Origin of the sequence: Microbacterium sp. 22303, from assembly GCF_052045265.1 — a bacterium.
Lineage (GTDB): Bacteria > Actinomycetota > Actinomycetes > Actinomycetales > Microbacteriaceae > Microbacterium.
In genome coordinates this window covers 1-25,832 of sequence record NZ_JBQEOQ010000010.1, presented here as the reverse complement: position 1 = coordinate 25,832, position 25,832 = coordinate 1, and the positions used below count along the sequence as shown (strand labels likewise).

The window sequence follows — 25,832 nt, the reverse complement described above, 5'->3', positions numbered from 1 at the left end:
ACAACCACTCGTTTGGTTGGCAAGAGCATATTACTGGCCCGGCACTCGTAAAACTAACGCTTGTTTGATAATGTTCAGATATCATCCGAGGACTACAGCGAGGTGGAAGATGAAGGCTCTCCGGCTGCACGAGTACGAGGTCGCTCCGACGATCGACGAGATCGACCGGCCCACGGTGACCGACCCGTGGGATGTGATCGTCGAGATCGGAGCCGCGGGTGTGTGCCGCACCGACCTGCACATCATCGAAGGCCAATGGCAGCCGATCCAGAATCCGACGCTCCCTTACACGCTCGGGCACGAGAACGCCGGCTGGGTGCGCGAGGTCGGCAGTGCCGTCAACAACGTCGCACCCGGAGACGTGGTTATCCTGCACCCGCTGGTCACCTGCGGGCTGTGCGCGGCATGCCGCGTCGGACAGGATTCGCACTGCGAACGCGCCGTCTTTCCGGGAATCAACACCGACGGCGGCATGGCTGAGTTCATCCGCACCAACGCGCGAGCGGTGATCCCGCTCGCTACCGGGCTCGCGCCGACCAAGGTCGCTGCTCTCGCAGACGCCGGACTGACCGCCTACCACGCTGTGCGCAAAGCCAGCCCCGATCTGTTTCCCGGGTCGCACGCGGTCGTCCTGGGTGCGGGTGGGCTCGGGCACATCGGTGTTCAGGCGCTCGCCGCAATCACGAGCGCCGAGATCACTGTCGTGGATCGGAGTGAATCTGCTCTCGAACTCGCGCGGTCCCTGGGGGCGCACCACACGGTTCTGGCGTCGTCCGACGACAAGAGCGCGGCGCTCGTGCAAGAGGTCACGGGTGGGGGCGCGCACGTGGTCTTCGACTTCGTTGGTGAAGCGGGCGCCGAGATCCTCTCTTCGCGTCTGATCCGCAATCGTGGGTCGCACTACGTCATCGGCTACGGGGGCGAGGTGCGCCTGCCCACGATTGAGATCATCTCGCGGGAGATCAACGTCGTCGGAAACCTTGTCGGAACCTACACCGACCTTGTCGAGCTGATGGCTCTGACAGCCCAGGGGAGAGTCGAACTGCACACGGTGGAGTATCCGCTGGACGCCGCGCTGGACGCGCTGGAGGACCTGCGACAGGGTCGAGTCGTCGGTCGCGCGATTCTCGTGCCCTGAGACGCGCACGAAGAAGGGCCCGGCCGCGATGTGTTCGCCGGCCGGGCCCTTCTTCGCGGTTCAGGAGACGGTGACGGGGCAGAGGATCCGGCTCGGAGTGACGGTCGTCATCTGATGCAGATCGCTCTCGTTCACGCCCGCGGCCGCGAGGAGGCCCAGGACCGTCTCCGGGAGGAAATCCAGGTTCCAGTCCGGAAGGTGCATCGCGAAGTAGTTCGCCGATATCACGTCGCTCCACGAAACCGAGTCGCTCGAGAGCACCATCCTGTCGGCGTAACCGTCGCGGCACAGTTCTGCGACGATGCTCACTCTCTCCGCGATCGGAACCGCTGGCCGTCCGGGCATCGTGTAGCCGAAACGGTCCATGCCGAGGACTGATCCGCGATCAGCCAGGGCCTTGAGGTAGCCCACGTCGGAACTGTCTCCGCAGTGCCCGATGATGACACTGCGCAGGTCGACGCCCGCCTCCGCGAACACGTCCTGCTGCTGCAGGCCCACCTGGTTTCCCGCGTGGGTATGCGTGCTGATCGGCACTCCGGTGCGCAGATGAGCCCGTGCGGCGCCCTGAAGTAGACGCGAGTTGGACTCGTCGACGATGGGGTCGGATCCGGTCTTAATGATGCCGGCGCGGATATCGGTGCCGTCCATCCCCACCAGGATGTCGTGCACGAACAGCTCCGCGTGACGGTCAGGGTCGATGCCGCCAGAGGCGTCGCCAACGACACCTCTGAGGTAGAGCGGAAGCGGCTCGTGCGGGTGGGCGCCGGTGGCGGCCACGATGTGGGCGCCGGTTCGCCGGGCTACCTCGCTGAGCAGTGCCACATCCCTGCCCATGTTCGGCGTGGTCATGTCCACTATCGTCCGTATGCCGAGCGACATGGCATTCGAGACCTTCGCCGAGACGTCGGACACGGCGGCTTCCCTGTCCAGCAGGTGCGGCCACCGGTCGTACAGACCGACGGAGAGCATGAAGAGGTGCTCGTGCATCGCGGTGAACCCGAGAGCCGGCACCTGGACGGGACCGAGGACGGTGTGAACGCTCATGCGGGTCGGCACCGATTTGACAGAGAGCCGATGCCCTCGATCGTCGAGGTCAGCCGCTGGCCGGGTGCCAAGAAGCGTTGAGGCGTCTGCGCTGCGCCGATGCCCGCTGGTGTGCCGGTGGCGATCACGTCGCCCGGAACCAGGGTGATGATCGTGCTGATGTAGGAGACGATCTCAGCCGGGCTGAAGATCAGCTTCGAGGTGCGCGAGCTCTGCACGACCTCGCCGTCCACCGTGCACTCCACCGCGAGATCACGGGCGTGATCGATCTCGTCGGCGGTGACCAGGTGTGGCCCGATGGGCGTAGATGCCTCGAATGTCTTACCCTGCAGCCACTGCGGTGTCCGCACCTGCCAGTCCCGCATCGACACATCGTTGATCACGGTGTACCCGGCGATCGCATCCCAGCTCTCCTGCTCCGACGCGTGTCGAGTCGGTCGCCCGATGATGATGCCCAGCTCGACCTCCCAATCGACCGCCGATGACGCGGAAGGAAGAACGAGGTCGTCGAACGCGCCGATGAAGCTGCGCGCGTACTTCGCGAAGAGCGTCGGAAACTGCGGGACCTCCTGGCCGGTCTCGGCCGCGTGGTCGCTGTAGTTCAGGCCGACGCAGATGGTCTTCTCCGGCTGTATGACCAGTGGGGCCAGCGAGACCTCGTCCTCGTCGACGATTCGCGTCGCCGGGGCATCTTCTATTTCACTCAGGTCGAGGCCGGAATCGAGCGCATCGCGCACATCCCGGTAGGGGAGGATGTGGTATTGGCTGCCCTCCACGCGGGCTGCGACTGTGCCGCCTCCGTCGCGGATCGTTGCGAGTCTCATCGATTTGCCCTGCCGTTTCTCTCTGGTGTCCGTGTCGGGGAATCCGCTCGACGCTGTCTGGGGTGACAGGCGATCGATTGTTCAATCGGTCGCCTTGGTGACCGCCGCGGCGCTCTGCTCGGTCAGGCGGTGACGCATGACCTTGCCGCCGGCGTTGCGCGGCAGTGCGGTGGCGAAGGCGACGCGGCTCGGCTGCTTGTATCCGGCGAGGACGCGCCGGCACGCGGCATCGATGTCCTCGACCGAGGGCATGGTCGATGAGGGGTCCGCCCGGACGATGTGGGCTACCGGCGTCGATCCCCATTTCTCGTGCGGTACGCCGACGACGGCGCACTCGGCGATACCGGGGATCTGCATCAGGACTCGCTCGATCTCGCTCGGGTATATGTTCATCCCGCCGGAGATGATGAGATCCGTGCGACGGTCCAATACCTCGATATAGCCGTCTGCGTCGATGCTGCCCACATCGCCGGTGTGATACCAGCCGTCCCGGAAGGATCTCTCCGTTGCCTCCCGGTTGTTCCAATATCCCTCTGCGAGCGAGGATGAACGCACGATCAGCTGGCCGACGGAAGCGCCGTCATGGGACACCGGCTGCCCGTCGTCGTCGATGAGGCGCACCTCAGCTTCAGGCACCGCCCGGCCGGTGGAGGCGAAGATCCCAGAGCGGCGCTCGGCGTAATCCAACGCCGTCGTCGCGGCGACGAGTCCGCCCGAGTTCTCGGTCATGCCCCATCCCTCGACCAGCCGCGTTCCGATGGCATCCACGAGCATCTCCAAGTGCTCGGGCGGCGCTTTTGCCGTGCCGTGCAGGACGCTCTGCAGAGAGGGAAGGGTCAGACCCTGTTCGCGGATGATGGAGCAGAACTCGACGATCGGGGGACCGGGCAGAGTGGTGAAGGTCGCGCGCTCTCGGTCGATCGCGTCCAGCAGTCGTGGTGTATCGAAACTGCTCATGAGAATCGTCGTGCCGCCGACGGCCAGGTGTGGGAGCACGTGTGCCGGCATCCCGGCGGCGAAGGAGAGCGACATCGCGAACAGTTGTGTGCTGCCGATGGCATACCGGTTCGCGACCTGATTCGTCTGCCCGATCGCCCGCATCGAGCGGTGCGTGAGGCGCACGCCTTTTGCGAGTCCCGTTGTCCCGCTGGTGTAGGCCAGCACAGCGAGGCTGTCTGGGGCGGGCTCCGCGCCCGAAGGGCGCTGCGGGTGGCCGAGACCGAGGAACCGCTCGTAGGCGTGCATCGCGTGATCCCGCTCGCCGCCGATCGTAACCGTAAGTCGTAGCTCGCTCCGGTTCTCGAGCATCGACACGCGCTCGGCGGTGGTGTCGTCGAAGAACAGTGCAGCGGCGCCGGAGTCGCTGATCATGTGTTGAGCCTCGTAGGCCGTGTGGCGCACGTTGCATTGCACGACCACCATCCCGACCTTCAGGCATGCGAGGTAGATCTCGATGTACCGGGGATCGTTCTCCATCCAGATCGCGACGCGATCGCCGAACCCGAGGCCCGCGCCGTGCAGCGCGTTCGCGAGGCGGTCGGTGTTCTCCTCAAGCTGCGCATAGGTGAGAACCTCTCCGTCCAGCATGCAGACCGCGGCACGGTGCGGCGTTCGGCGGGCACCGATGCGCACGTGCGATCCGAGGGTCAAGCCCGCGTGGCCGGTCAGATCGTCTGTCGTGGTCATCTTCTCCCCTGGAGCGAGTTCGCCTGGATGGTCGACATCCGCAGGTCCCATTGTGCGACCTGCGGTGATGGCGTCCCTGCAGCAAATGAAAATCCGGCCGCTGGATCAATCGGCCGATCGTGGACTATGCTACCAAACGATCGATCGATTATGGCGAGTGTGACGCGGCAATCGAGAACCGATCCTTGGCGAAAGGTAGAACATGGAGATCGCGAGTGCCATCACGGAGCAGTCCCACGCAGACCTCGTGGAATTCGAGAGGCGAGCAGCGGAGTGGCTGCATTCCGCGGTGCCCGCGGCGTGGCGAGAATCACGCGGTGCGCTAAGCCCTCATGATGCGGACCTGATTCGTCGCGAGTGGGACCGGCAGCTCTGGCGCGGCGGATTCGCGGGGATCGCGTTTCCCAAGGCGTTCGGAGGCCAAGGCCTCGGACTCGCCGAAGACGTGATGTTCCATGTGCTCGCCGCCAAAGCGCAGGCGCCCGACGGGTTCTCCCGCGTGGGCAAGACGCTCGTTGCCCCGATGATCGTCCGCAGCGGGACGCAGCAGCAGAAGGAACGGTACATCCCGCCTCTGCTCAGCGGTGAGGAAGTGTGGTGCCAGGGCTTCTCGGAGCCGGATGCCGGCTCGGATCTGGCGAGCGTGAAGACCCGTGCGGTCGCAGACGGCGACGGCTTCCGGATCACCGGTCGCAAGACCTGGACCACGTTCGCGCAGCACGCAGACATGATCTTCGTCCTGGCCGTGACCGATCCGGATGCGCCGCGTTACAAGAACCTGGGGATGTTCCTGGTGGACATGCGCGCCGAAGGGGTGTCGGTATCAGACATCCGCCAGATATCCGGCGCCACACACTTCGCCGAGACCGAGTTCGACAACGTGTACGTGTCCGCCGAGGATCGTATCGGCCAGAACGGCGACGGATGGCGGATCGCCATGGAGCTGCTCGGCGACGAGCGGGGCGGGTCCGAGGCGGCGGCACGCTATGTGGAGATCCGGTCGGACGTCGACCTGCTGATGCGTTCGTGCGGCGACAGGCCCGAGATGACGGGCATTCTCGAGCAGCTCGACGAGCAGACCGAGGTGCTGCGCTGGCAGCTTGCGAAGGTCATCGACCTCGAGGCGGAGGGCGGCGTGTCCTTCGCTCGCGCCGTGTCAGTCCTGAAAGTCATGTGGAGCGATCTGTGGCAGCTGGTAGCGCGCGTGGGGTTCGAGGCGCAGGTGCCGGAGGATCGTGAGCATTGGCGGTATCAGTTCTTCGAGTCCAAGGCGGTGTCGATCTATTCGGGAACGAATGAGATCCAGCGCAACGTGATCTCAGAGCGCGTCCTGGGGCTGCCCCGATGAGCGCCATCGTCGGCACCAAGATGGGCGACATCGGCGAACTGGCCTCGGGTGCGATCGAAGAGATTCTCGACCGGGCGACCGCCGGTATCGCGATCGGGACGTACGCCGACGGCGCTTCGCCACTGAGCTGGGCGGCCCTCGCCTCCGGCGGATGGGACCTCGTCGGAGTACGCGACGACGACGAGGGGGCGGAGCTGCGCGACATCGTCGCGCTGGCCCAAGTATGGGGGACGCGACTGCTTCCGCTGCCGCTGATGGAAAGCGTCATGGCGAAACGGCACTCCGCCGCCGCGCGCGAGTGGGACGGACCCGTCTCCTTCGCCGTTCCCACCGCATCCTTGGGCGTTGGGTCGCGTCGGTACATCCCATTCGGTCAGGTCGAGGGCCTGCGCCTGGCGACCTCGCTGGGCGAGGGCGGCGTCGACTCGCTGATCGACGTTCCCGAGGGCACTCCTGACGGTCTGAATCTGATCGCCCGCGGCGTCGAGGTGACCGAGAACCCGACCGCCGTGTCGGACGCGGTGGCTCACGAACTCGCGGTGGTGTATGCCGCCACCTCGGTCGGCGCCGCGCGGCGCATGCTCGATCTGGCGGTGATATTCGCCCAGGAGCGCCGGCAGTTCGGAAAGCCGATCGGCTCCTTCCAGGCTGTCAAGCATCACTTGGCCAATGTCCTTATCGCAGTCGAATCCGCCGACGCGGCGGTGCTGCGCGCGAGCTTGACGGGCCAGGCGTTCGGGCAGAGCGCCGAGTACAGCGTCAACCGGTGCCTCGATGCGGCGGAGCTGGTCCTTCAGGTGCACGGCGGGCTGGGCTTCACGTGGGAGATGGGGCTGCATCACTACCTTCGACACATCATGATGGCCAAAGACGTCATCGGCGGGCTGCGCTGCCGTGTGTGACGCGCGGACGGTGAGGCGCGACGGGCGATCGGCGCAACGACCCGGTGAAGGGAACCAGCAATGACCTACGAATGCATCACACTCGAACACGACGGCCCCGTCGTCTGGCTCACACTGAATCGTCCCGAGCGGCTGAACGCGCTGAACGATCGGATGCTGTCGGAGCTGGACTCAGCCCTGAACACCCTCCGCGGAACACAGAACCGAGTCGTCGTCATCCGAGGCGCAGGTCGGGCGTTCTGCGCCGGGTACGACGTCTCGCCGGACGCGGAGGAGATCGGCTACTCCAGCGAACGCGGTCCCGTGGCCGATCGCGACCGCCTGGTGCACAACATCGAGCTGTGGACCAGGATCTGGAGACACGAGCAGCCTGTCATCGCCGCGGTGCACGGCCACTGCATCGGTGGCGGTACCCAGCTCGCGTCACTGTGCGACATCACGATCGTCGCCGATGACGCGTCGATCCAGTCCTCCCCCTCACTGCCTCTCGGCGGCGGCTACCTGTCTCCGCTCTGGGTGCACCTGGTGGGCCCGAAGCGCGCGAAGCTGATGTCCTTCGACGCCGGGCGCCGGATCTCGGGACTGCAGGCGGTGCGGTGGGGGTGGGCCGCCGAATCCGTCGCTGCTTCCGAGCTGGACGACTACGTGCGAGACCTCGCTCACTCGATCGCGAGAACCCCCGGCAACCTCCTCCGCCTGAAGAAGGAGGCGATCAACCGCGTGGCCGAGATGGACGGTCTGCTCAGCTATGCGCGCATGGGCGCCGAGACCGACGCGCTGCTGCACCTGACCCCCGAAGTGGCACTGGTGCAGTCCTGGATCAAGGAGCTCGGTCTGAAAGCGGCGATCCAGCGGTTCCACGACGAAGGGCTTCCCGACATCGAGGATGCTCAGTGAAAGACTTCCTGTCGTACTCCGAGCTCCCCGTGCTCGGAGATCTGGGCGTGCGGCACGCGTGGAGCGTGCTGGATTCGGAGATCGGCACCCTGTCGTTCATCGACTCCGACAAGACCGCCGAGGGCGCGCGCCTCGTCCGGGAGGGACGGGCTTTCTCGCTGAATCTCGCGATCGACGCGTTCGACCCGCCGCTGTTCGGGCGATCGCCGGTCCGTCACGTCGTCGAGGTTCAGGGGAACGAGGCACAAGACGTGCTGGAGGCTTTCAATCCCCAGGCGTCTTCCCAATTGGACGGGCTGGCGCATGTTCGCGCCCGCGAACACGGCTTCTTCGGTGGACGCACTGACCTCGAGGCGGCGCGCGAGCAGATCGGGATCCACCACGTCGCAGCGCGCGGCATCGCCACTCGCGGTGTCCTACTCGACCTGGCCGGTCACGATGAGGTCGATAAGGTCACTCCGTTCGACGGACGCATGTACGACGCGGGGCTCCTTGCGGAGATCGCGCGTGAGCAAGGCGTGGACGTGCGAGCGGGGGATGTCGTCCTCATCCACACCGGATGGACCGCACACTTCCTGCGCACGGATGCCGAGGAACGAGCGGCGAAGCGAGCATGGAACGGCCTGCGCGCCGACGAGGCCATGGCGCAGTGGCTGTGGGATCGTCGCGTTGCGGCGGTCGGGGCCGACAATCCTGCGGTAGAGGCGGCGCCCGGTTCCCGGGACATCGGCTCGCTTCACCGTCGACTGATCCCCGCGCTCGGGATGTCGATGTTCGAATTGCTGGACCTGGAAGCCCTTGCTGCCGCGTGCCGGGTCTCCGGTCGCTGGGAGTTCTTCTTCGTGTCCGTCCCGTTGCGTATCGCCGGCGGCGTCAGCTCGCCTGCAAATGCAATGGCGATCTTGTGAAAACCCCGTCGGAGGAGAAGACATGCTGGTGAAGACGACCTGGGTCGGCACCGTCGCGGTGATCAGCCTGGACAACCCGCCGGTCAACGCCGGCGATCTCGCACTGCGCCGCGCCCTCCGCGACGAGCTCCTCGCGGTCTCCGCCGCGCCCGAGCTCGATGGCGTCGTCATCGAGTCGGCGGGTCGTCATTTCTATGCGGGGTCGGACATCAAAGAGTTCGACAGGCCGATCGAGGAGCCGCAACTGCCTGCACTCATTGCCGTCGTCGAGGCGATGCCCGTCCGGGTCGTCGCCGCGATCAACGGCCTCGCCCTCGGGGGCGGTCTCGAACTCGCGCTCGCGTGCGATGCGCGGGTGGTCGACGAGACGGCGGAGATCGGATTCCCGGAGGTGACCCTGGGTGTCATCCCGGGCGCCGGAGGCACCGTTCGCACTGCCCGGCTCATCGGCCCCGCGGCAGCGATCGACCTCGTCGCGACCGCACGCCGCGTGGGGGCGGCGGAGGGTCTGGAGCTTGGCGTGTTCGATGAGAAGGTGTCCTCCGGATCCCTCAGAGAAGCGGCCATCCGGCATACGGTGGGCGCGAAGCGGCGAATCCGCGATCTTCCGCCACCCGCCGCGGCCGATCACGAGATCGACGCTGCGGCTCAGCGTGCGGGCAGGCGCGCGCGACCGGCTGTGGCCGAGGCGATCGCCATCATCCGCCGGGGTCTGGAGCTGGAGGTCGATGACGCGCTGGCGGAGGAGAGAGCGATCTTCCAGCGGCTCCGAGCCAGCGACGAGTCCGCCAACCTGCGATACCTCTTCTTCGCGACGAGGACTGCGGCGGGCGGGCGGACGGCTGCTTTCGGTGCCCCGATCGTGCGTGTCGCGGTGGCGGGTGCCGGCACCATGGGTTCGGCTCTGGCGCGGCACATGCGCGACAAGGGCTTCGATGTCACCGTCTTCGATTCGAACGCGGCAGCGCTCGCACGCCTGCAGGGCGAGGAGGGGATCGCGGCCACCGACAGCATCGCCCGTCTGGCTGACGTCGATCTCGTGATCGACGCCGTGTTCGAAGACATGGCGGTGAAGCAGGAGTTGCTGGCGGCCTTGGAGTCGGTGGTGCGCGCCGAAACGGTGATCGCCACAAACACGTCCTACCTCGACATCGATGAGATGGGAGTCGGGATGCGGCATCCGTCCCGACTGGCAGGTCTGCACTTCTTCAATCCGGCCGACCGGAACCCCCTCGTCGAGATCGTCCGCACTGCAACGAGCGATGAAAGAACCATCGCCACACTGCACGCGGTGGCCAAACGGCTCGGCAAGACCGCGATCGATGCGCGCGTCGGTGAGGGATTCGTCGCCAACAGGGTCTACTCGGACTACCGGACCCAGGCGGAGTTCCTGGTCGAGGAGGGCGCGAGCCCTGAACAGGTGGACGAAGCGATGCGCGCACTCGGCCTGCCGATCGGTCCGTTCGCCGTCGGCGACATGTCCGGTCTGGACATCGCCTGGGCGCGCCGGAAGCGCCTTGCCGCCTCTCGCGATCCCCGTCAGCGCTATGTCACCATCCCCGATGCCCTCTGCGAGCGGGGGCGCTTCGGTCGGAAGGCCGGAGCCGGTTGGTATCACTACCCCGTTGGCGCCTCACGGGGGGAGCCTGATCCCGTGGTCGCCGAGATCATCGAGGCGGCACGCCGCGAGAAGGGCATCGCGGCGCGGGAGATCGAGCCAGACGAGATCCAACGTCGGATCATCGCCTCCATGGTGTGCGCGGCGGCGGTCGTCGTCCGCGACGGGATCGCTGCGCGGGCAAGTGACGTCGATATAGCCATGACGGCGGGCTTCGCCTTCCCGCGCTGGCTGGGCGGACCCCTTCGGCACTTCGCCACCTTCGATGAGCAGGACGCTGTCCGCGCGCTGTCAGAGGTCTACCGCTCCGACCCGCTCACCTTCTCGGTCGCGGAGCCGACGGCGGTCTCGACAGAGGTGCCGGCGATCGTGGATGACCTCATGAAGGCCGTGCGTGACCGTTATCCTGCACGTGCCGCCGTCAAGTTGTCCGGCTCGCACTGAAGGTGCTATTCTACCGATCAGTCGTTTGATTAGCACATCGAGTGATTCACAATGTCGTTGACCTGGGAGGAATGCTGATGGAACAGTTCGACGTAGTCATCTCGGGTTATGGACCGACGGGGCAAGCCAGTGCGTCTCTTCTTTCCCGGATGGGACACAGGGTCTGCGTCATCGAGCGGTGGCCATCGCTATACGGTCTTCCGCGCCTGTGCACGATCGACGGGGAGACCGCGCGCATCGTTCAGGCAGCGGGCGATGTCGACGAGGCGCTCCGTGACTCCCATCAACTGAAGCGCACTCTGCTGCTCAACGAGGATCACGAGCTCATCCTGAAGATGGACCACGACCGGTACTCGGTCAGCGGATACCCCAGCCACATCTCGATGTACCAGCCTCACATCGAAGACGCGATGGACGCCGCGGCGCGCGAGCACGGAGCCACGGTATACCAGGGCTGGGAAGTGCAGTCCTGGACGCAGGATGACGATATCGTCACCATCCAGGTGCACAAGACTGAGTCCGACGACCCCGCCGAGTCGATGACGATCCAGGCCCGCTACCTCATCGGGGCGGACGGCGCGCGAAGCATCGTCCGCGAGTCCGCCGGAATCGAGAGGGACGGCTCGGAGTTCCGCAGCGCGTGGATCTGCGTCGACGCGATCCGCAAGCGCGTCCTGCCGAAGTTCTGGGGTCTCTCCGAAGACATGCGCGAATCGGTCATCATGGCCGCCCCCGAAGGGCGCGCGTTCGCGGTCATCCCGATCGGCGACCGCCGCCTGCGGTTCGAGTTCTATGCCGACCCGGAGAGCACGCACGACGAGCGGATGAGCTTCGACGCCGGCTACGAAGTGCTCGAGCGCGTGCACGGGCTCACGCGTGACGATGTCGAGATCTACCGGACCGTCATGTTCCCGTTCCAGAGCAGGCTCGCTCGATCCTGGCAGAGCGGACGAGTCCTGCTCGCTGGCGACGCGGCTCACACCATGACGCCGTTTCTCGCCCAGGGAGCCTGCTCGGGTCTGCGCGACGCCATCAATCTCAGCTGGAAGCTCGACCTCGTGCTGCGCGGTGTCAGTGATCCGGCGCTGCTGAAAACCTACTTCACCGAGCGCTTCCCGCAGGTCGAGGAAGTCGTCACCGTCTCCGAGCAGATCGGGCGGTGGGCGATGGAGCTGGATTCCGAGAAAGCGCGGCAGCGCGACCGCGACCTCCTGGAGGGATCGGTGTTACCGCCCCCGCCGCCGGCTGCCGACATCGACGAGGGAGTGCTGCTGAACGAGGGCACCGAGCCGGTCGTCGGTCAACTGGCTCCCCAGGGCCGGGTGTCCTTTGAGGGCCGGGAGGGCCGATTCGACGACGTCGTGGGGTGGGGCTTCCAACTCATCATGCGCGATGTCGACGTGGCCGTCTCTCTCTCGGACGACGACCGCGCGTTCCTCGAGACGATCCGCTGCACGATCGTCGGCGTCGGAGAAGTCGCCGGCCCCGGAATCGCCCGCGACCTCGACGGTGCGTACGCGGCCTTCCTTTCGGAGCACCGGATCGCAGGCTTCCTTGCCCGACCGGACTTCTACGTCTTCGCTGCAGTGCACGACGCGACTGACGTGCAGGCCGTCGTCAGTCAGCTGCGCATCCAGCTTTCCGCATCTCGCGACCAGGCCTCGGCCGGCACCGTACCCGTCGGCTGACACGTAGGCCGACCAGAGAGGATCCTGATACTCATGCCCGCACCGACTACCGCTCTGCGCTACGACCCGAGCGCCACCTTCGAGGTCGACATCCGTGAACTGGATTACACCACTGTGGACGGGGTCACGCTCGGCGCCACGGTCTTCCAGCCGCAGGGGGAAGGCCCCTTCCCTCTGCTGATTGACGTTCACGGCGGGGGATGGCGACTCTTCGATCGTTTCCGCCAGCGACCGATCGACCAGGAGTTGGCCTCGCACGGCATCGTGGTCGCGTCGATCGATTTTCGTCAGGCCCCGCCCACGGAGACGTTCCGGCGCGTCGACGGACCGCACGGTCCGTTCCCGGCGACTTTTGCGGACGTGAACTACGCCATCCGCTGGTTCACGGCGCACGCTGCGGATTTCAATGCGAGCTCTGAGAACGTCGGCGCCCTCGGCGTGTCCAGCGGCGCGCACAACGTGCTCGTCAATGCGATGCTCGGATTCTCCGAGCCGTTCACTTCGCGTCCCCTTCGCGACGCGCCCGACCTGGATGCTGAACTCGCCTACATCATCTGCTCCGGGTCACCCGTTGACCTGGTGGACATGATGGTCGATGCGAACGTGACCGAGGCCGCCGACGGCATTGAGGTCGGCGAGCTGGACTTCTACGGCCTGCACGAGTACTTCGGCGGCGTCAGCAAGGTCACCGCGATGAGTCCTGTGCACATCGCGGCAACCCGCACCGACATCCGCACACCTCCGCTTCTGCTTGTGCACGGTGATGCCGACGACATGGGCGGCGTGTCCTCCGATCGGCAGTTCGCATTCGTCGAGGCGTACGCCAAGGCGGGCGGCATGGCGGAGCTCGCGGTATACCCGGATGCGCCGCACATCTTCCTGAACCGCGGACTCGCCCCGGAGAGCGAGAACCTCGTCCGGGCCCTGTCTGGAATCGCCGGCTTCATTCAGCGGCAGCTCGCGTATCTCAACCAACCGTTCATGCCTGACGTCGATTCGACGTCGGTTACCTCTTAGACCTCAAGGAGTCAACGCATGCTCATCGCAGACATCGGACATATCGCCTTCCGAGTGCCGGACGTAGACGTTTCGGTCGACTACGTCACGAACGTCCTAGGCATGATCGAGGTGGAGCGCGTCGGCAACACCGCTTACGTGTCGCAGGGAAGCCCGTATCCTTCCGTATGGCCTTCCCTCAACCACCACACCATGGAGTTCATCGGCGGGTCCGAAGGGCCCGAGTTTGATCACATCGGCCTCATCGCACAGGATGCCGACGCGTTGGCGCAGATCCGCGCCAACGCGATCGAGATCGGTGCCACGATCGATGAGTCTGCCACGAGCGAGCCCGGCATCGTCGAGATGCTGCGCATAATCGCGCCCACGGGGCACGTGATCGACACGTATGTCGAGATGGAGCAGGTCGAGAGGGACTACCAGCCCAAGGGCGTGCTCACGCATCGTCTGGCCCACGCGTTCATGTGGACTCAGGATGTGAAGGGACTGACGGAGTTCCTCGTGGCAGTCTTCAAGTTCAAGCCCTCTGACTGGATCGGAACTCCTGAGGATCCCTACATCGGATTCCTGCGCTGCCACCTCGAGCACCACACGCTGGCGATCGGCCGCGGCCCGATCGAGGGTGTGCACCACTACGCTCTAGAGGTTCCGGGAACCGCTGATCTCGGCCGGCTGGGCGATCAGCTCTCGCGCTCGGGCTACGGCTACCTGTGGGGCCTGGGCCGACACGGCGGCGGAGACAACATCGCGAGCTACCACGTATCCCCCGATGGTCTGCTGGTCGAGGTCTACGCCGACATGCAGAAGATCGCCGGTGACGGATGGAAGCCGCGGCATTGGAGCGTCGAGGACCCGCGCGGTGGCAACCTCTGGGGCGAGATGCCGGGTGACTTCGGCAAGCTGATGGCCCCTCATGCACCGATCGCGAAGCGCTAACGCGCCGCTGTCGGCCTCGAGATGACCACGCGCACGACCCGATACGGCGGGCAGGATCTGACCCGGATCACCACCCACCCCGGGTGGACATGGACCGCGCTGACGCCTGCGACGGCACTGGTCGGGGCGAACGGCCTCGTCGTCGGACCCGACGGCGAGCTGTACATCGCCGAGGGGCACGGAAGTGCCATCAGCGCGGTGGACAGCCTGAACGGTGCCGTACGCAACGTCAGCCGGTCCGACGACCCGATCGAGTGCCCCGACGACATCGCGTTCGACGCGGCCGGGCGGATGTACGTGACCGAGTTCGCTCTGGGCCGGGTGAGTGTGCGCCACCTCGATGGTTCAGTCGAGGTCGTGGATGCGAATGTCCCCTCGGCCAACGGGATCACGACCGTCGGGGATCGGGTGTTCGTCGACGAATTCCGGCCCGGAGGGCGGATCCTCGAGCTCTTCCCCGACGGCCGCGAGCGGCGTGTCCTGGCCGAGAACGTGGACTGGCCGAACGGGCTCGCCGCTGGCGCTGATTCGTACCTCTACTACCCGTCGGTTTTCGCTGGCGAGATCTGGAGGATCGGGATCGATGGGGGCGTGCCGGAGCGGGTCGCGGCCGGATTGTCCGCACCCACCGCGGTGAAGTTCAGCCCCGAGGGTATCCTGCACGCCTCTCTTGCGGGCGGTGACGTCGTGAAGGTGTCCACGGTCGGATCAGGCGCCGTGGAGGTCATCGCGACCCTTCCCGGCGGATCGGACAACCTCGCATTCCGAGACGACGGCACGCTCTTCGTCTCCAACCAGATCGACGGATCAGTCCGCGCCATTGATGCATCGGGAGCGGTGCGCCTGCTCATCGCCCCGGGGCTGGTCGGGCCGTTCGGCGTCGCTGCAGCTGCCGACGGCTCGGTCTGCATCGCCGACGGACTGGGGTATGCGCGGTGGCATCCCGATGGGTCGCTGGAGCACCCGGCTTCCGTCGCGACACCGGGGTTCCCCGGAGTCGCCCGGTCCGTCGCGCACCTCGTCGACGGCAGCCTGGTCATCGGCACGACGGAGGGCACGATCGCGCAGTGGCCGCAGAACAGTGCCGACTCCGTTCTCGCCACGGGTATCGCCGGTTTGATGGGAATGGCCGGGGCGCCCGACGGCGGTGTAGTAGCCGTCGCGGGCGATGCGGGCGAAGTGCTGCAGATCACCGCAGCCGGCACGACCGTGCTCGTGTCGGGACTTGACGATCCGCGCGGCGTCGCCGTGACGGCCACCGGCGAAATCGTGGTGGCCGAGTCCGGTGCCGGCCGGGTGATCCACATCGACCAGCACGGAGTCTCACGGACGCTCATGGAGGGTCTGATTGAGCCCTCCGGCGTCGCCGTGTCCGGCGAGGATGTCTTCGTCCTCGATCGCGCAGCGCGGACGCTGCTGCGCGTGGATCTGGGCGGCGGGGTGGTCACCGAGATCGCGGCAAACCTTCCCGTCGGTCCCGCACCCGGCGTCGGGGAGACCATCGTCGCCGGACTGCCGGGCCTCGCTCCCGGACCCTGGCTGCCGTTTGCGGATCTGGCGATCTCACCGCATGGAGCCGTGATCGTCGGGTGCGACGGCGCGGGCACGCTCGTGGCCATCGCATCCGACGACTGATATACAACAAGGAGTGAGCATGTCCACATCAGATCTCTCAGGCCGGGTGGCGATCGTAACGGGAGCCGGCGACGGCATCGGCCGGGCCTCGCTGCTCGCGCTCGTCCGCAACGGTGCGTCCGCCGTGGGCTGTGACGTCGACGAGGGTCGTCTGCAGGAGACTCTTCGCCTCGCGGAGAAGATCCGCCCGGGCGCCGGTCGTGTGCGGACCGCAGACGTCTCAGATCCGCAGCAGATGGCCGAGGTGGTCGCACTCGCGACATCAGAGTTCGGCGGCCTGGACATCGTGCACGCGAATGCTGGGATTTCGCAGCCGGTCGCCGCTGCCGGTGACATTCCGCTCGACACGTGGCGGCGGGTGATCGAGGTGAATCTGACCGGTCTGTTCGTGACCTTCCAGACTGCTCTGCCCGCGCTGAGTGAATCCGCTCACGCGTCCTTCATCGCGACGGCGTCAGGTCTGGGTGTCGTGGGCAGTCCGGGCCTTGCCGCCTACGTAGCCAGCAAGCACGCGGTCGTGGGCTTCATCAAGTCTTCCGCGCTGGACTACGCCCGCAGCGGAGTGCGCATCAATGCTGTAGCGCCCGGGATGACCGAGACGCCCATGCTGATGTCATCGACATCCGAAGAGGTGCGGGCGAACATGACCGCCGCGATCCCGGCGGGCAGATTCGGCACCCCCGAAGACATCGCCGGCGCGGTCGTCTGGCTCGCCTCAGATCAGTCGAAGTACGTAGTGGGCGCCACCATCGTCGTGGACGGTGGCGACTCGATCGACTGATCCCGCCCCGGGTCAGGGCCGGAACGCCTCGTAGACGGCATAGCTGTCGAGGTACTCGCGGAACATGGAGACCTTCTCGTTGTCGAACGCGAAGAACCAGTGGTAGCGATTAAGGTAGGGCCGCCCCTGAGCGGTGACTGTCTTGGCGGTGCCCTGCATCGACCCCATATTGCCCTCGGTGATGGCCGTTTCGAACTCGTAGCCGAAACCCCCGGGGAACATCGTCGGGAGCACGCGGGGGATGATGTCGAGGAACTGCTCACGTGCTAGCGGCGCGGACTCACCAGATGCGGTGCTGATCGTCTCGAACGTGAAACCGTCCGACGTCAGCCCTGCGAGGGCATCGCTGTCGGCCCGATCGAGGGCGATGAGGAAGTCGCGCATGAGGGTCTTCTGCTGTGCGGGATGCATGGCTGTGCTGCTTTCGTGGAGAGGATGGTCGTTCCATTGTGAGCGACACACCAATGCTTGTCAAACGAGCGATTGGTCGGCACACTGATCCTGGGCTCGTCCACGGTGGGCGTGCCGCGATAGGGAGACAGCTATGCGCACATATGTCATCACCGGATCGGCCTCGGGCATCGGTCTCGCCACCGCAGAGTCCCTGCGGGCAGGAGGGGCGACAGTCATCGGGGTCGACCGACGCGACGCCGAGGTGGAGGCGGACTTATCTACCCCCTCGGGGCGGGACAAGGCGGTCGCCGATGCGGTGGCTGCGGCATCCGGTTCCATCGATGCCGTGATCGCGTGTGCGGGCGTGGCCGCGCCGCGAGCCGTCACGGCATCGGTGAACTACTTCGGTATGACGCAGTTCCTCGAAGGCATCCGTCCGGTGCTGGCACGCTCACCGCATCCGCGCGCGGTGCTCGTCTCGTCCGTCTCGGTCGTGCATCCGTACCACCCCGACCTGGTCGAGGCTCTACTCCGAGACGACGAGGCTGAGGCGCTCGCGGTTGCAGGCGCATACGAGGCGGACGATCCGACCAAGAGCCTGATCTACCAGTCGAGCAAGCGGGCGATCGGATTGTGGCTCAGACGCGAGGCGGCGACGACGGCGTGGGCCGGTGCCGGCATCCCGCTGAACGGAGTGGCCCCGGGGCTCGTCCTGACTCCGATGACTGCTCCCCTCCTCGCGTCCGAAGAGGGGAGAGCCAAGATGAATGCCTCAGTGCCGACACCGCTCAATCATCATCAGACGGTCCAGACGATCGCCGATCTGTTGATCTGGCTCGCATCAGAACAGAACACCCACCTTTGCGGACAGATGCTGTTCTGTGACGGCGGGGCTGAATTGGTGCTGCGGGGCGTCGACGCCTACAGTTTCGCTGATGCCACCGTGGCCACCGTTTTCGCGAACGCTGGGGCGGGTCAGTAGATCGCGACGAGCCTGCCCGTCACGCCGCCTTCGGCGAGACGGGTGAGCCCGGCCGGGATGCCCTCGAAGTCCGTCGCAGAGATCACAGGATCGATCTCGCCCGAGGCGATCAGGCTGAGGACCGCTTCGAGGTCTTCCTTGCTCCCACCGCCGCTGCCGCGCAGCGAGACGTTCTTCCCGACCAGCTTGTAGGTGTTGATGGCCGCTTCCGTTCGACCCAGCCCGATCAGCACGACACGGCCGTGGGGGCGGACGACGCTGATGGCGCCGTCGGTCGTCGTCCCGAATCCGGCGAAGTCGACGACGAGGTCGAGTTCTTCATTCTGGAGTTCCAAGACATCGCGCACGACGCGCTTCGTGCCCGCCGCCAGAGCGTCGTCCCAGACAGCTTCGTTGGGTTCGGCGATGTAAATCTCGCTGCCCTTCAGCTGCGCAATGCGCGCCCCCATGCGGCCCAGACCCCCGTACCCGATGATGCCGACGCGCTGACCTGGCGCCACCATCCCTGCCGTCACGACGCCAGCGTATGCGGTCATCCCCGGCTCGGAGAAGATCGCTTTCTCAAGAGGGACGTCGGCGGGCACGTGCACCAGAGTGTCGGCCTTGGCCACCACGAACTCCCCGAAGCCGCCGTCTCGCAAGTACCCGTGCAGCTCGGCGATCGACCACACCACGACGCGATCGCCGGGGGAGAACTGAGCAACTCCCCGGCCGAGCGCGGCCACGGTGCCGGCGATCTCGTGACCAGGAACGACGGGTGTCTTCATCATGTCGAGCCACTTGCGGTCCTCGAAGAGACCGACATCGGAGTGACAGATCCCGCACGCGCCGACTCGGATCAGCACCTCGCCGTCGCCGGGCTCCGGCACGTCCCGCTCGATGAGCTCGAGGGGGATATCGGTATCGCGGAAGAGCCACGCCTTCATTGTCATATTCTTTCCTCACGGTGTGCGTCATTGCGCATAATATTGAAACTGCCGATCGCTCGTTTGAAACCATACTCCGATCCGCGGAGAACAGGTACGCCGGCACGAGGCGTGGCGGCGAAGGAGTCGTCCTCACGCCTCGACGAACACCGCAGCGGTTCCGGCGACGGTGACGCGCTAACGTAAAGGATCAAGTGCGGTTCGGAAGCCTGCGGCCTTGCCGCTCCGCTTAGACGCAACGAGGAGGAAAATGACTCAGTCAAAGGCCGGCACAGGCGCTCCGGGCGATGCCGCGAAGCCGCGTGAACGGTACAACCGTGACGACGTCGTGATCGCCGCAGCCATCTCCGTGATGTCCGAGAAGGGCTATCCGTCCACCTCGATTCAGGATGTCGCCAGCCGGGTGGGAGTGCTCAAGGGCAGCCTCTACCACTATTTCAACTCCAAGGAAGAGCTTCTCTTCCGCATCCTCCAGGAGTCGCACGAGCAGACGCGAGAGATTCACGAGCGGATCGAGCAGCTCGATCTGCCTCCGCTGGAGAAACTGCTACTGAACGTCCGGCGCTCGAGCGAGTGGTTCCTGGCCAACGTCGAGCGAGCCAACATCTTCTTCACCGAGATGAAGCACCTGACGGGAGAGCGTCACGCCACGGCGGCCGGTTGGGGGCGTGCTTTCGAGCGCAGTATCAGCGACTGCGTCGTCGCGGGGCAGGCGGATGGCACCATCCGCAAAGACATCGACCAGCGGTTGCTGACCCGTTTCGTCCTCGGGTCCGTCAACAACGTAAGGTTCTGGCCGAGCCGGCGTTCGGGCCGCCAGTTCGACACCGACACGATTGTCGACGCCCTTGTCGCTCTCGTCGGAGACTCGGTTCGGGCACGCTGACCGCGCTCACCAGCCTGGGTCGACGTTCTCGTCACCGCCGCCGTCCGTGGATGGTCCCATCGGTTCGGACACGAGCGATTTCTCATCGACCACCGGTGTTTGACTGGAGACAAGAAGCTTTCACATCTCGTCTCCACTACCGGTCGATCGTTTGATAAGCTAACCTGGTCGAGTCCGCGCGACATCCGACGCCTAAAGGCGCGGACGCGGACCCAGTGGGCAACGCCGCCCGCGAAGAGAGGATCGCAACTCATGACCGAAGAACAGATCGACTCGATTCCCCGGCTCGGCACCGCCGTGATAGTTGGCGCCAGCATCGCCGGATCCAGCAGCGCGGCGGCACTAGCTAGCCTCTTCAATAAGGTGATCGTCATTGAGCGGGACGCATTGCCGCAGGGTGCAGAGAAGCGTCGAGGCGTACCTCACTCTGGACAGTTCCACATTCTCAGTGCAGGCGGTGCGCTCGACCTCGAGAAGATCTTCCCCGGCCTCACCGAAGACCTGCAGGAAGCCGGTGTTCCCTACACCGACCCCACCGCGGGATTCAAGTACGGTTCCAAATTCGGCTGGTTCGCCCGGCAGCCCTCCGACATGCGGATGCTCATGAGCACCCGACGCTTCCTCGAGTGGAACCTCCGCCGTCGTGCGTCCGAGATCGAGAACGTCACCATCATCGACCGCTCGCGAGCCCAGAGCCTCGTGGTCGAGGATGGCCGCGCGGTCGGACTCGTGGTGGAGAGCCTGGATTCCGGTGAGAGCCAAGTCATCACCGGCGACTTGATCATCGATGCCAGCGGCCGTCCGTCCATCGCTCCCGAGTGGCTCGAGGCAGCCGGCTACCAGAAGCCCGTCGAGACCGTCATCGATGCGAAGTGGGGATACGCCACGACGTATGTCGAGGTTCCCGAGGACTGGGATCCGGGTTGGGTCGCCTACTACGTCGGTCCGACCGTCAGCGGCGAAGGCAGAGCGGCCACCCGTGGGGCATCCATGTGGCGCCAGGAGGGCAACCTCATGGTCGTGACCGCTCAGGGTTGCGCTGGTGACCGGCCGCCAACCGACGTCGACGGATTCATGGACTTCATCTCGAGCTTCGGCGCGCCGGAGTTCAAGGATCTGATCGAACAGCACGGGCGTGTCACCGACATCGAGGGCTGGAGCAACACGTCCAATCGTCACCGCGATTGGGCTGGCCTGGAGAACCGGCCGGAGGGATTCGTGGTCGTCGGAGACGCCGCGGCCGCCTTCAACCCGATCTACGGTCAGGGCATGACCCTCGCAGCGCGAGGCGCCGCGACCCTGCGCACCACTCTGGCCGAGCACCTTGCCCAGAACGGAAACAATGCGGGTCTCGGCGGTTTCGCGGAACGCTTCCAGCACAATCTGCAGACGCTGGTCGATCCGGCGTGGGGATTCTCGACAGGTTCGGACTATGCGGTTCCTGGCGTCACGATCGACGGTGTCGCTCAGGTGTCGGAGAAGTCGCCGGAGTCGGAGTACGGCGATCGTGTGCTCGCTCTGGCGACGGAGGACCCCGCGATCGCGCTGAAGTTCTTCGAGACTATCAACATGGTTCGATCTACCGAGTGGATGGGCGACGAGGACCTCAAGTCGCGCGTGCTGGGAGACTGGGATCGCTTGGGATCCCTCAAGCGTGCCGACAATACCCTGACTGCTTGAGAGCGGAGCAGACCCATGGAAGTTTCCCCCTACACCGTCGCGGTGCCCGACGCCGTCCTGGCCGACCTCCACAGTCGGCTGGTTAACACCCGCTGGCCGGATTCCATCCCGAACGCGGGATGGAGTTACGGCGCCAGCCTCGACTACATGCAAGAGCTCGTGGCGTACTGGCGCGACGAGTTCGACTGGCGGGCATTCGAAGCGCGACTGAATGCCTTCCCGCAGTTCACGGCGACGATCGACGGTCAGAACGTGCACTTCATCCATGTGAAGTCGCCCGTTCCTAGCGCCTTTCCCCTGCTGCTCCTGCATGGATGGCCGAGTTCGCCGGGCGAGTTCCTCAAGCTGATCGGCCCGCTCACCGATCCGGTGGCTCACGGCGGCCGCGCCGAGGATGCCGTCGATCTGATCATTCCGTCGCTGCCGGGATTCGGCTTCAGCGGACCCACCACCGAGGCAGGCTGGCATCCCGCGCGTATGGCGGATGGACTCGCCGCGCTGATGACCGGGCTGGGCTATGAGCAGTTCTTCGTGCATGGCGGCGACTGGGGATCGGTCGTAGCGAGTCAGTTGGCCCTTCGTCATCCGGAGCGGGTGCAAGGTCTGCACCTCACCTTCCTGATGACGAGCGGGCTGCGACCAGAGGACGGCGATCCGACGGAGGAAGAGTCTCAGCTCGCGTCCGACCAGGCGATGTACTCAATGACCGAGACGGGTTACCTCGCGCTGCACGCGAGCAAACCACAGACGATCGCGTACTCTTTGGTGGATTCGCCGGTCGGTCTTGCCGCCTGGATCGTCGAGAAGCTGAACAAATGGACCGACAACGACGGCGACCTCGAATCGGTCCTGACCAAAGACGAAATCTTGTCGAACATCACGACCTACTGGGTGACGGCGACGGGCGGCTCCTCGGGGCGCCTGTATTTCGAGACCGCGGTCGCCGGAATGATGGGGCCTGCCATCGAACGTGTCGAAGCGCCCGTTGCCGTCGCAATCTTCCCGCAGGAACTGTACCGGTCCACCAGACGCATCGCCGAGCACAACTACAACGTGGTCCGGTGGACCCCGCAGCAGAAGGGCGGACACTTCCCCGCCCTCGAGCAACCCGAGTTGCTCGTCGCCGATATCAGAGAATCGCTCCGCGAGCTCCGCTGAGCGTGTATGTGGTGGGGGCGGAGCGTGAATAGGTTCGGCCCTCTCTGCACTTCCGATCAGTCATCAACCTTTGAAGCATCCTCAGGAGAACTCATGACCCGAATCACCTATGTTGCCCCGGACGACGCCCTGTACGAAGTGGATGTCCCGGACGGGGAATCGCTGATGCGCGGCGCGGTCCAGAACGATATCCCTGGCATCGTCGGCGAGTGCGGCGGCGAACTCACCTGCGGAACCTGTCACGTCTACATCCCGGTGGCGTGGCAAGACCAGACGGGCACGCAGTCGCAGGGGGAGCAGGACCTGCTCAGCATGATGGACGACGTGCGGCCCGAGAGCCGCCTGGCATGTCAGGTGACAGTCACGGCTGACATGGACGGCCTCGCCACGCAGATCTCGGAGCACCAATGAGCACCGTGCACGGACTCGAAGGGGCCGAGTCGTTCGACGTTCTTATCGTCGGCTCGGGGCAGGCGGGCGTGCAAGCCGCGTTATCTCTGCGCGACGGCGGCTTCGTCGGCTCGATCGGCATGGTGAGCAACGAGGAGGATGAACCGTACCAGCGCCCTCCGCTGTCGAAGGCGTACCTGAAGGGCGAGGCGGAGGTGGATGAATTTCGCTTCCGGTCCACGGAGTACTGGGCCACCCACGCGATCGAGATCCTTCCGGCCGTCTCGGTGGAGTCGATCGACGTCGCCGGTCATCGTGTTCTCACTACCACTGGACGATGGATCGGGTACGGTCGCGTCATCTGGGCGGCGGGCGGCCGAGCCAGGACACTTAACCTTCCCGGCGCGGATCTGCCCGGGGTGTTCAGTCTGCGCAATCACGAGGATGCGCAAAGACTGCGCGCGCACATGGAGACCGCCCGCAACGCCGTGATCATCGGCGGCGGATACATCGGGCTCGAGGCCGCGGCCGCGCTGTCCGCGAGGAACATCGGCGTCACGATCATCGAGGTGCAGGATCGCCTGCTGGCCCGCGTCACGTGTGCTCCTGTTTCGGACTTCTACGCTCGTCTTCACCGCGACGCGGGCGCGTCGATTCTGCTCAGTTCCGGCGTGGACGAGATCCTCGGCGACGACGCTGGGAAAGTCACAGGCGTGCGTCTGAACACGGGTGAGGTACTCCCCGCCGACCTCGTCATCGTGGGAGTCGGCCTCATCCCTAACGTCGAGCCCCTCATGGCGGCGGGTATCGTCTGCTCGAACGGTGTGGAGATCGACGAGGGGTGCCTTACCTCCGCCCCGGACGTGTACGCCATCGGTGACTGCGCGAACTTCGACAACCCATTTGCAGCCGCGGGCCGCGTCCGATTGGAGTCTGTCCCGAATGCAGTCGAGCACGGAAAGATCGTCGCCGCTGCCATTCTCGAGACGACGCGCCCTGCGACGGCTCCGCCCTGGTTCTGGTCGCACCAATTCGATGTCAAGCTGCAGACGGTCGGCTTGCTCACTGGCCATGATGAGTATGTCATCCGCGGCAATCCCGAGGCGTCCCGATTCAGCGTGGTCTATCTGCGCGACGGGCGGGTGATCGCGCTGGATTGCGTCAACTCAATAAAGGACTTCGCGCAGGGCAAGCTGCTCGTCGAACGTGGTTCGGTGGTCGATCGGGCGGATCTAGCTGACCCGACGGTAGACCTGAAAGAGCTCGTTGCTCTTTGAGTTTCAGGCCGACAAGGCGTTGGCGAGAAAGAATGCGGGCGTTGTGCTGGTACTCGGACTGGGAGCTCGTCGATCAGCGGTAGATCTCCGATAGCCGATCTCGCGACCGCTGAGCCGCAGCGAGTGGACGGATTCGACGCATGGGACTTGACGAACGCCCGTGCGGTCCGGTTTTTCGCCTTGCCCGTTCGCGCTGACCCAGCAGTACTTGGTTCACGCCGAAGGGGAAAGTCGTGGGCTTCGAGTATCGGCTGCCACTACCAGCTGATGCGCCAACGGCCGTCCAGCGATAGGTAGCCAGGCGACTCCCTAGCATGCTGAGACCGACCGGGGCATTGACGCACATCGATACGCGAAGGGGTGCTTCATCCGAGACTGCGGAATGAAGGTCGGCGTGACGACCGCCTCCCGCGATCAGGTCGTCGTGTCGACCGCGCTCGACGATGCGACCGCCCTCGAACACCAGGATGCGGTCTGCCTGACGGATGGTCGACAATCGATGCGCGACGTCCAGTGTTGTCGGACCGCGCATCAGGAGGTCGAGAGCATCCTTGACGGTCTCCTCGGACTCTGAGTCCAGAGCGCTCGTCACTTCGTCGATGAGTAAGACGCGTGGGTTGCGGACGAGTGCAAGGGCGATCGCCAATCGGTGGCGCTGTCCCCTAGAGAGACGGGCACCGCGCTGGCCCACTCGCTTGTCCCACACCGAAGCGAACGGCAAAACCAAGGTGAACATGAAAGCAGGGCTGACTCCCGCTCATGCTTGAGCGTCATCCTCTACCGGTTCATAGTGACGGCCACGATGCCGAGACTAACGAACCCCGCATACCTCCAGCTTCGACGTGAGCTCGGCGACGCATGGGACTCTGACCGGACACCCTTCTTCCTACTCAGCGCCCTGGATCAAGGGGCGCTTCATGACTACTTCCGCTTCAGCGAGAAGCTGCGCGACGCGGAGATGCTTGGGCACCGCACCGTAATGTCCGCTTCTGGTTCGTCACTGCCACAGCGTGCAGGGCGTGCCGCCGCCACGATGATCGACCGCATCGTCCACCACGCCGACGTCCTCACCCCCAAAGGCGCCAGCTACCGGCTCCGAGGACGCGGAATCGACAGCCTCCCCAGCATCAGAACCCAGAATCCGGCAGACCAGCGACACAACCACGTGGCCTAGTTTTCGCCCGTCGTATTGGCCTAGTTTTCGCCCGTCGCCGACACGTGTCGACGACGTTCGAAAAGTAGGCCATTGCGACGTGTGAAAACGAGGCCACCTG

The 25,832-nt window shown here is 65.4% G+C and carries 22 protein-coding genes and 1 pseudogene; 17 read left to right on the top strand and 6 right to left on the bottom strand.

Annotation, left to right across the window (positions count from 1 at the left end; genetic code table 11):
• Window positions 1-109 precede the first annotated feature (109 nt).
• A complete protein-coding gene (locus ACTJI8_RS19935) occupies window positions 110-1,138 on the top strand; it encodes an NAD(P)-dependent alcohol dehydrogenase (RefSeq protein ID WP_440735179.1) in 1,029 nt (342 codons plus the stop codon).
• A 60-nt stretch (window positions 1,139-1,198) separates the two neighbouring features.
• Here ACTJI8_RS19935 and ACTJI8_RS19930 read toward each other — a convergent pair whose 3' ends face one another.
• From ACTJI8_RS19930 to ACTJI8_RS19920, 3 genes are all read right to left on the bottom strand, one after another.
• Window positions 1,199-2,182, bottom strand: a complete 984-nt coding sequence (locus ACTJI8_RS19930; protein WP_440735178.1) for a phosphotriesterase family protein — start codon at window positions 2,180-2,182, stop codon at window positions 1,199-1,201.
• A complete protein-coding gene (locus ACTJI8_RS19925; protein WP_440735177.1) occupies window positions 2,179-3,006 on the bottom strand; it encodes a fumarylacetoacetate hydrolase family protein in 828 nt (275 codons plus the stop codon). Before ACTJI8_RS19925 ends, ACTJI8_RS19930 begins: the two co-directional genes overlap by 4 nt.
• A gap of 81 nt (window positions 3,007-3,087) precedes the next feature.
• Window positions 3,088-4,692, bottom strand: a complete 1,605-nt coding sequence (locus tag ACTJI8_RS19920) for a class I adenylate-forming enzyme family protein (RefSeq protein WP_440735176.1) — start codon at window positions 4,690-4,692, stop codon at window positions 3,088-3,090.
• A gap of 202 nt (window positions 4,693-4,894) precedes the next feature.
• On the opposite strand from ACTJI8_RS19920, the gene ACTJI8_RS19915 reads away from it, so the two are divergent.
• From ACTJI8_RS19915 to ACTJI8_RS19870, 10 genes are all read left to right on the top strand, one after another.
• Entirely contained in the window at window positions 4,895-6,040 is a 1,146-nt protein-coding gene (locus tag ACTJI8_RS19915; protein ID WP_440735175.1) for an acyl-CoA dehydrogenase family protein, read from the top strand.
• A 20-nt stretch (window positions 6,041-6,060) separates the two neighbouring features.
• Window positions 6,061-6,942: an acyl-CoA dehydrogenase family protein gene (locus ACTJI8_RS19910; RefSeq protein ID WP_440735174.1), complete on the top strand. Its 882-nt coding sequence runs from the start codon at window positions 6,061-6,063 to the stop codon at window positions 6,940-6,942.
• A gap of 60 nt (window positions 6,943-7,002) precedes the next feature.
• Window positions 7,003-7,839: an enoyl-CoA hydratase-related protein gene (locus tag ACTJI8_RS19905; protein WP_440735173.1), complete on the top strand. Its 837-nt coding sequence runs from the start codon at window positions 7,003-7,005 to the stop codon at window positions 7,837-7,839.
• A 29-nt stretch (window positions 7,840-7,868) separates the two neighbouring features.
• Window positions 7,869-8,747 carry a cyclase family protein gene (locus tag ACTJI8_RS19900; RefSeq protein ID WP_440735172.1) on the top strand — a complete coding sequence of 293 codons (879 nt, stop codon included), beginning with the start codon at window positions 7,869-7,871 and terminating at the stop codon, window positions 8,745-8,747.
• Between the two features lie 22 nt (window positions 8,748-8,769).
• Complete coding sequence (locus tag ACTJI8_RS19895; RefSeq protein WP_440735171.1) at window positions 8,770-10,809, top strand: 3-hydroxyacyl-CoA dehydrogenase NAD-binding domain-containing protein; 2,040 nt, start codon at window positions 8,770-8,772, stop codon at window positions 10,807-10,809.
• 71 nt (window positions 10,810-10,880) lie between these two features.
• A complete protein-coding gene (locus ACTJI8_RS19890) occupies window positions 10,881-12,497 on the top strand; it encodes a bifunctional 3-(3-hydroxy-phenyl)propionate/3-hydroxycinnamic acid hydroxylase (protein ID WP_440735170.1) in 1,617 nt (538 codons plus the stop codon).
• A 33-nt stretch (window positions 12,498-12,530) separates the two neighbouring features.
• Window positions 12,531-13,514, top strand: a complete 984-nt coding sequence (locus ACTJI8_RS19885; protein ID WP_440735169.1) for an alpha/beta hydrolase — start codon at window positions 12,531-12,533, stop codon at window positions 13,512-13,514.
• An 18-nt stretch (window positions 13,515-13,532) separates the two neighbouring features.
• The gene (locus ACTJI8_RS19880) at window positions 13,533-14,450 is read left to right on the top strand and encodes a VOC family protein (protein WP_440735168.1); all 918 of its coding nucleotides are present in this window, start codon (window positions 13,533-13,535) and stop codon (window positions 14,448-14,450) included.
• 21 nt (window positions 14,451-14,471) lie between these two features.
• Window positions 14,472-16,085: a hypothetical protein gene (locus tag ACTJI8_RS19875; protein WP_440735167.1), complete on the top strand. Its 1,614-nt coding sequence runs from the start codon at window positions 14,472-14,474 to the stop codon at window positions 16,083-16,085.
• Between the two features lie 19 nt (window positions 16,086-16,104).
• Window positions 16,105-16,866 (top strand): SDR family NAD(P)-dependent oxidoreductase, encoded by a 762-nt coding sequence (locus ACTJI8_RS19870; protein ID WP_440735166.1) that lies wholly within the window; start codon window positions 16,105-16,107, stop codon window positions 16,864-16,866.
• Window positions 16,867-16,878: 12 nt separating this feature from the next.
• Here ACTJI8_RS19870 and ACTJI8_RS19865 read toward each other — a convergent pair whose 3' ends face one another.
• A complete protein-coding gene (locus ACTJI8_RS19865; RefSeq protein WP_440735165.1) occupies window positions 16,879-17,277 on the bottom strand; it encodes a nuclear transport factor 2 family protein in 399 nt (132 codons plus the stop codon).
• A 133-nt stretch (window positions 17,278-17,410) separates the two neighbouring features.
• On the opposite strand from ACTJI8_RS19865, the gene ACTJI8_RS19860 reads away from it, so the two are divergent.
• Window positions 17,411-18,241, top strand: a complete 831-nt coding sequence (locus tag ACTJI8_RS19860; protein WP_440735164.1) for an SDR family oxidoreductase — start codon at window positions 17,411-17,413, stop codon at window positions 18,239-18,241.
• Here ACTJI8_RS19860 and ACTJI8_RS19855 read toward each other — a convergent pair.
• Window positions 18,235-19,167 carry a zinc-binding dehydrogenase gene (locus ACTJI8_RS19855; protein ID WP_440735163.1) on the bottom strand — a complete coding sequence of 311 codons (933 nt, stop codon included), beginning with the start codon at window positions 19,165-19,167 and terminating at the stop codon, window positions 18,235-18,237. The genes ACTJI8_RS19860 and ACTJI8_RS19855 overlap by 7 nt on opposite strands.
• A gap of 250 nt (window positions 19,168-19,417) precedes the next feature.
• Here ACTJI8_RS19855 and ACTJI8_RS19850 point away from each other — a divergent pair, with 250 nt between their 5' ends.
• The 5 genes from ACTJI8_RS19850 to ACTJI8_RS19830 all read left to right on the top strand — a co-directional run bounded on the left by ACTJI8_RS19850 (window position 19,418) and on the right by ACTJI8_RS19830 (window position 24,558).
• Window positions 19,418-20,053, top strand: a complete 636-nt coding sequence (locus ACTJI8_RS19850) for a TetR/AcrR family transcriptional regulator (protein ID WP_440735162.1) — start codon at window positions 19,418-19,420, stop codon at window positions 20,051-20,053.
• A gap of 99 nt (window positions 20,054-20,152) precedes the next feature.
• Entirely contained in the window at window positions 20,153-21,733 is a 1,581-nt protein-coding gene (locus tag ACTJI8_RS19845; protein WP_440735161.1) for an NAD(P)/FAD-dependent oxidoreductase, read from the top strand.
• Between the two features lie 15 nt (window positions 21,734-21,748).
• On the top strand, window positions 21,749-22,891 hold the full coding sequence (locus tag ACTJI8_RS19840) for an epoxide hydrolase family protein (RefSeq protein WP_440735160.1): 1,143 nt from the start codon (window positions 21,749-21,751) through the stop codon (window positions 22,889-22,891).
• A 93-nt stretch (window positions 22,892-22,984) separates the two neighbouring features.
• Window positions 22,985-23,302 carry a 2Fe-2S iron-sulfur cluster-binding protein gene (locus ACTJI8_RS19835; RefSeq protein ID WP_440735159.1) on the top strand — a complete coding sequence of 106 codons (318 nt, stop codon included), beginning with the start codon at window positions 22,985-22,987 and terminating at the stop codon, window positions 23,300-23,302.
• A complete protein-coding gene (locus ACTJI8_RS19830) occupies window positions 23,299-24,558 on the top strand; it encodes an NAD(P)/FAD-dependent oxidoreductase (RefSeq protein WP_440735158.1) in 1,260 nt (419 codons plus the stop codon). The genes ACTJI8_RS19835 and ACTJI8_RS19830 overlap by 4 nt, the downstream gene beginning before the upstream one ends.
• A gap of 376 nt (window positions 24,559-24,934) precedes the next feature.
• On the opposite strand, the pseudogene ACTJI8_RS19825 reads toward ACTJI8_RS19830, so the two are convergent.
• Window positions 24,935-25,261 (bottom strand): annotated as a pseudogene (locus ACTJI8_RS19825) (ATP-binding cassette domain-containing protein); the annotation flags it as partial.
• Window positions 25,262-25,832: the final 571 nt, after the last annotated feature.

Coding starts and splice junctions, on each gene's coding strand:
- ACTJI8_RS19935 (WP_440735179.1), top strand. CDS start 110: ATGAAGGCTCTCCGGCTGCACGAGTACGAGGTCGCTCCGACGATCGAC.
- ACTJI8_RS19930 (WP_440735178.1), bottom strand. CDS start 2,182: ATGAGCGTTCACACCGTCCTCGGTCCCGTCCAGGTGCCGGCTCTCGGG.
- ACTJI8_RS19925 (WP_440735177.1), bottom strand. CDS start 3,006: ATGAGACTCGCAACGATCCGCGACGGAGGCGGCACAGTCGCAGCCCGC.
- ACTJI8_RS19920 (WP_440735176.1), bottom strand. CDS start 4,692: ATGACCACGACAGACGATCTGACCGGCCACGCGGGCTTGACCCTCGGA.
- ACTJI8_RS19915 (WP_440735175.1), top strand. CDS start 4,895: ATGGAGATCGCGAGTGCCATCACGGAGCAGTCCCACGCAGACCTCGTG.
- ACTJI8_RS19910 (WP_440735174.1), top strand. CDS start 6,061: ATGGGCGACATCGGCGAACTGGCCTCGGGTGCGATCGAAGAGATTCTC.
- ACTJI8_RS19905 (WP_440735173.1), top strand. CDS start 7,003: ATGACCTACGAATGCATCACACTCGAACACGACGGCCCCGTCGTCTGG.
- ACTJI8_RS19895 (WP_440735171.1), top strand. CDS start 8,770: ATGCTGGTGAAGACGACCTGGGTCGGCACCGTCGCGGTGATCAGCCTG.
- ACTJI8_RS19890 (WP_440735170.1), top strand. CDS start 10,881: ATGCTGATGGAACAGTTCGACGTAGTCATCTCGGGTTATGGACCGACG.
- ACTJI8_RS19885 (WP_440735169.1), top strand. CDS start 12,531: ATGCCCGCACCGACTACCGCTCTGCGCTACGACCCGAGCGCCACCTTC.
- ACTJI8_RS19880 (WP_440735168.1), top strand. CDS start 13,533: ATGCTCATCGCAGACATCGGACATATCGCCTTCCGAGTGCCGGACGTA.
- ACTJI8_RS19875 (WP_440735167.1), top strand. CDS start 14,472: ATGACCACGCGCACGACCCGATACGGCGGGCAGGATCTGACCCGGATC.
- ACTJI8_RS19870 (WP_440735166.1), top strand. CDS start 16,105: ATGTCCACATCAGATCTCTCAGGCCGGGTGGCGATCGTAACGGGAGCC.
- ACTJI8_RS19865 (WP_440735165.1), bottom strand. CDS start 17,277: ATGCATCCCGCACAGCAGAAGACCCTCATGCGCGACTTCCTCATCGCC.
- ACTJI8_RS19860 (WP_440735164.1), top strand. CDS start 17,411: ATGCGCACATATGTCATCACCGGATCGGCCTCGGGCATCGGTCTCGCC.
- ACTJI8_RS19855 (WP_440735163.1), bottom strand. CDS start 19,167: ATGAAGGCGTGGCTCTTCCGCGATACCGATATCCCCCTCGAGCTCATC.
- ACTJI8_RS19850 (WP_440735162.1), top strand. CDS start 19,418: ATGACTCAGTCAAAGGCCGGCACAGGCGCTCCGGGCGATGCCGCGAAG.
- ACTJI8_RS19840 (WP_440735160.1), top strand. CDS start 21,749: ATGGAAGTTTCCCCCTACACCGTCGCGGTGCCCGACGCCGTCCTGGCC.
- ACTJI8_RS19835 (WP_440735159.1), top strand. CDS start 22,985: ATGACCCGAATCACCTATGTTGCCCCGGACGACGCCCTGTACGAAGTG.
- ACTJI8_RS19830 (WP_440735158.1), top strand. CDS start 23,299: ATGAGCACCGTGCACGGACTCGAAGGGGCCGAGTCGTTCGACGTTCTT.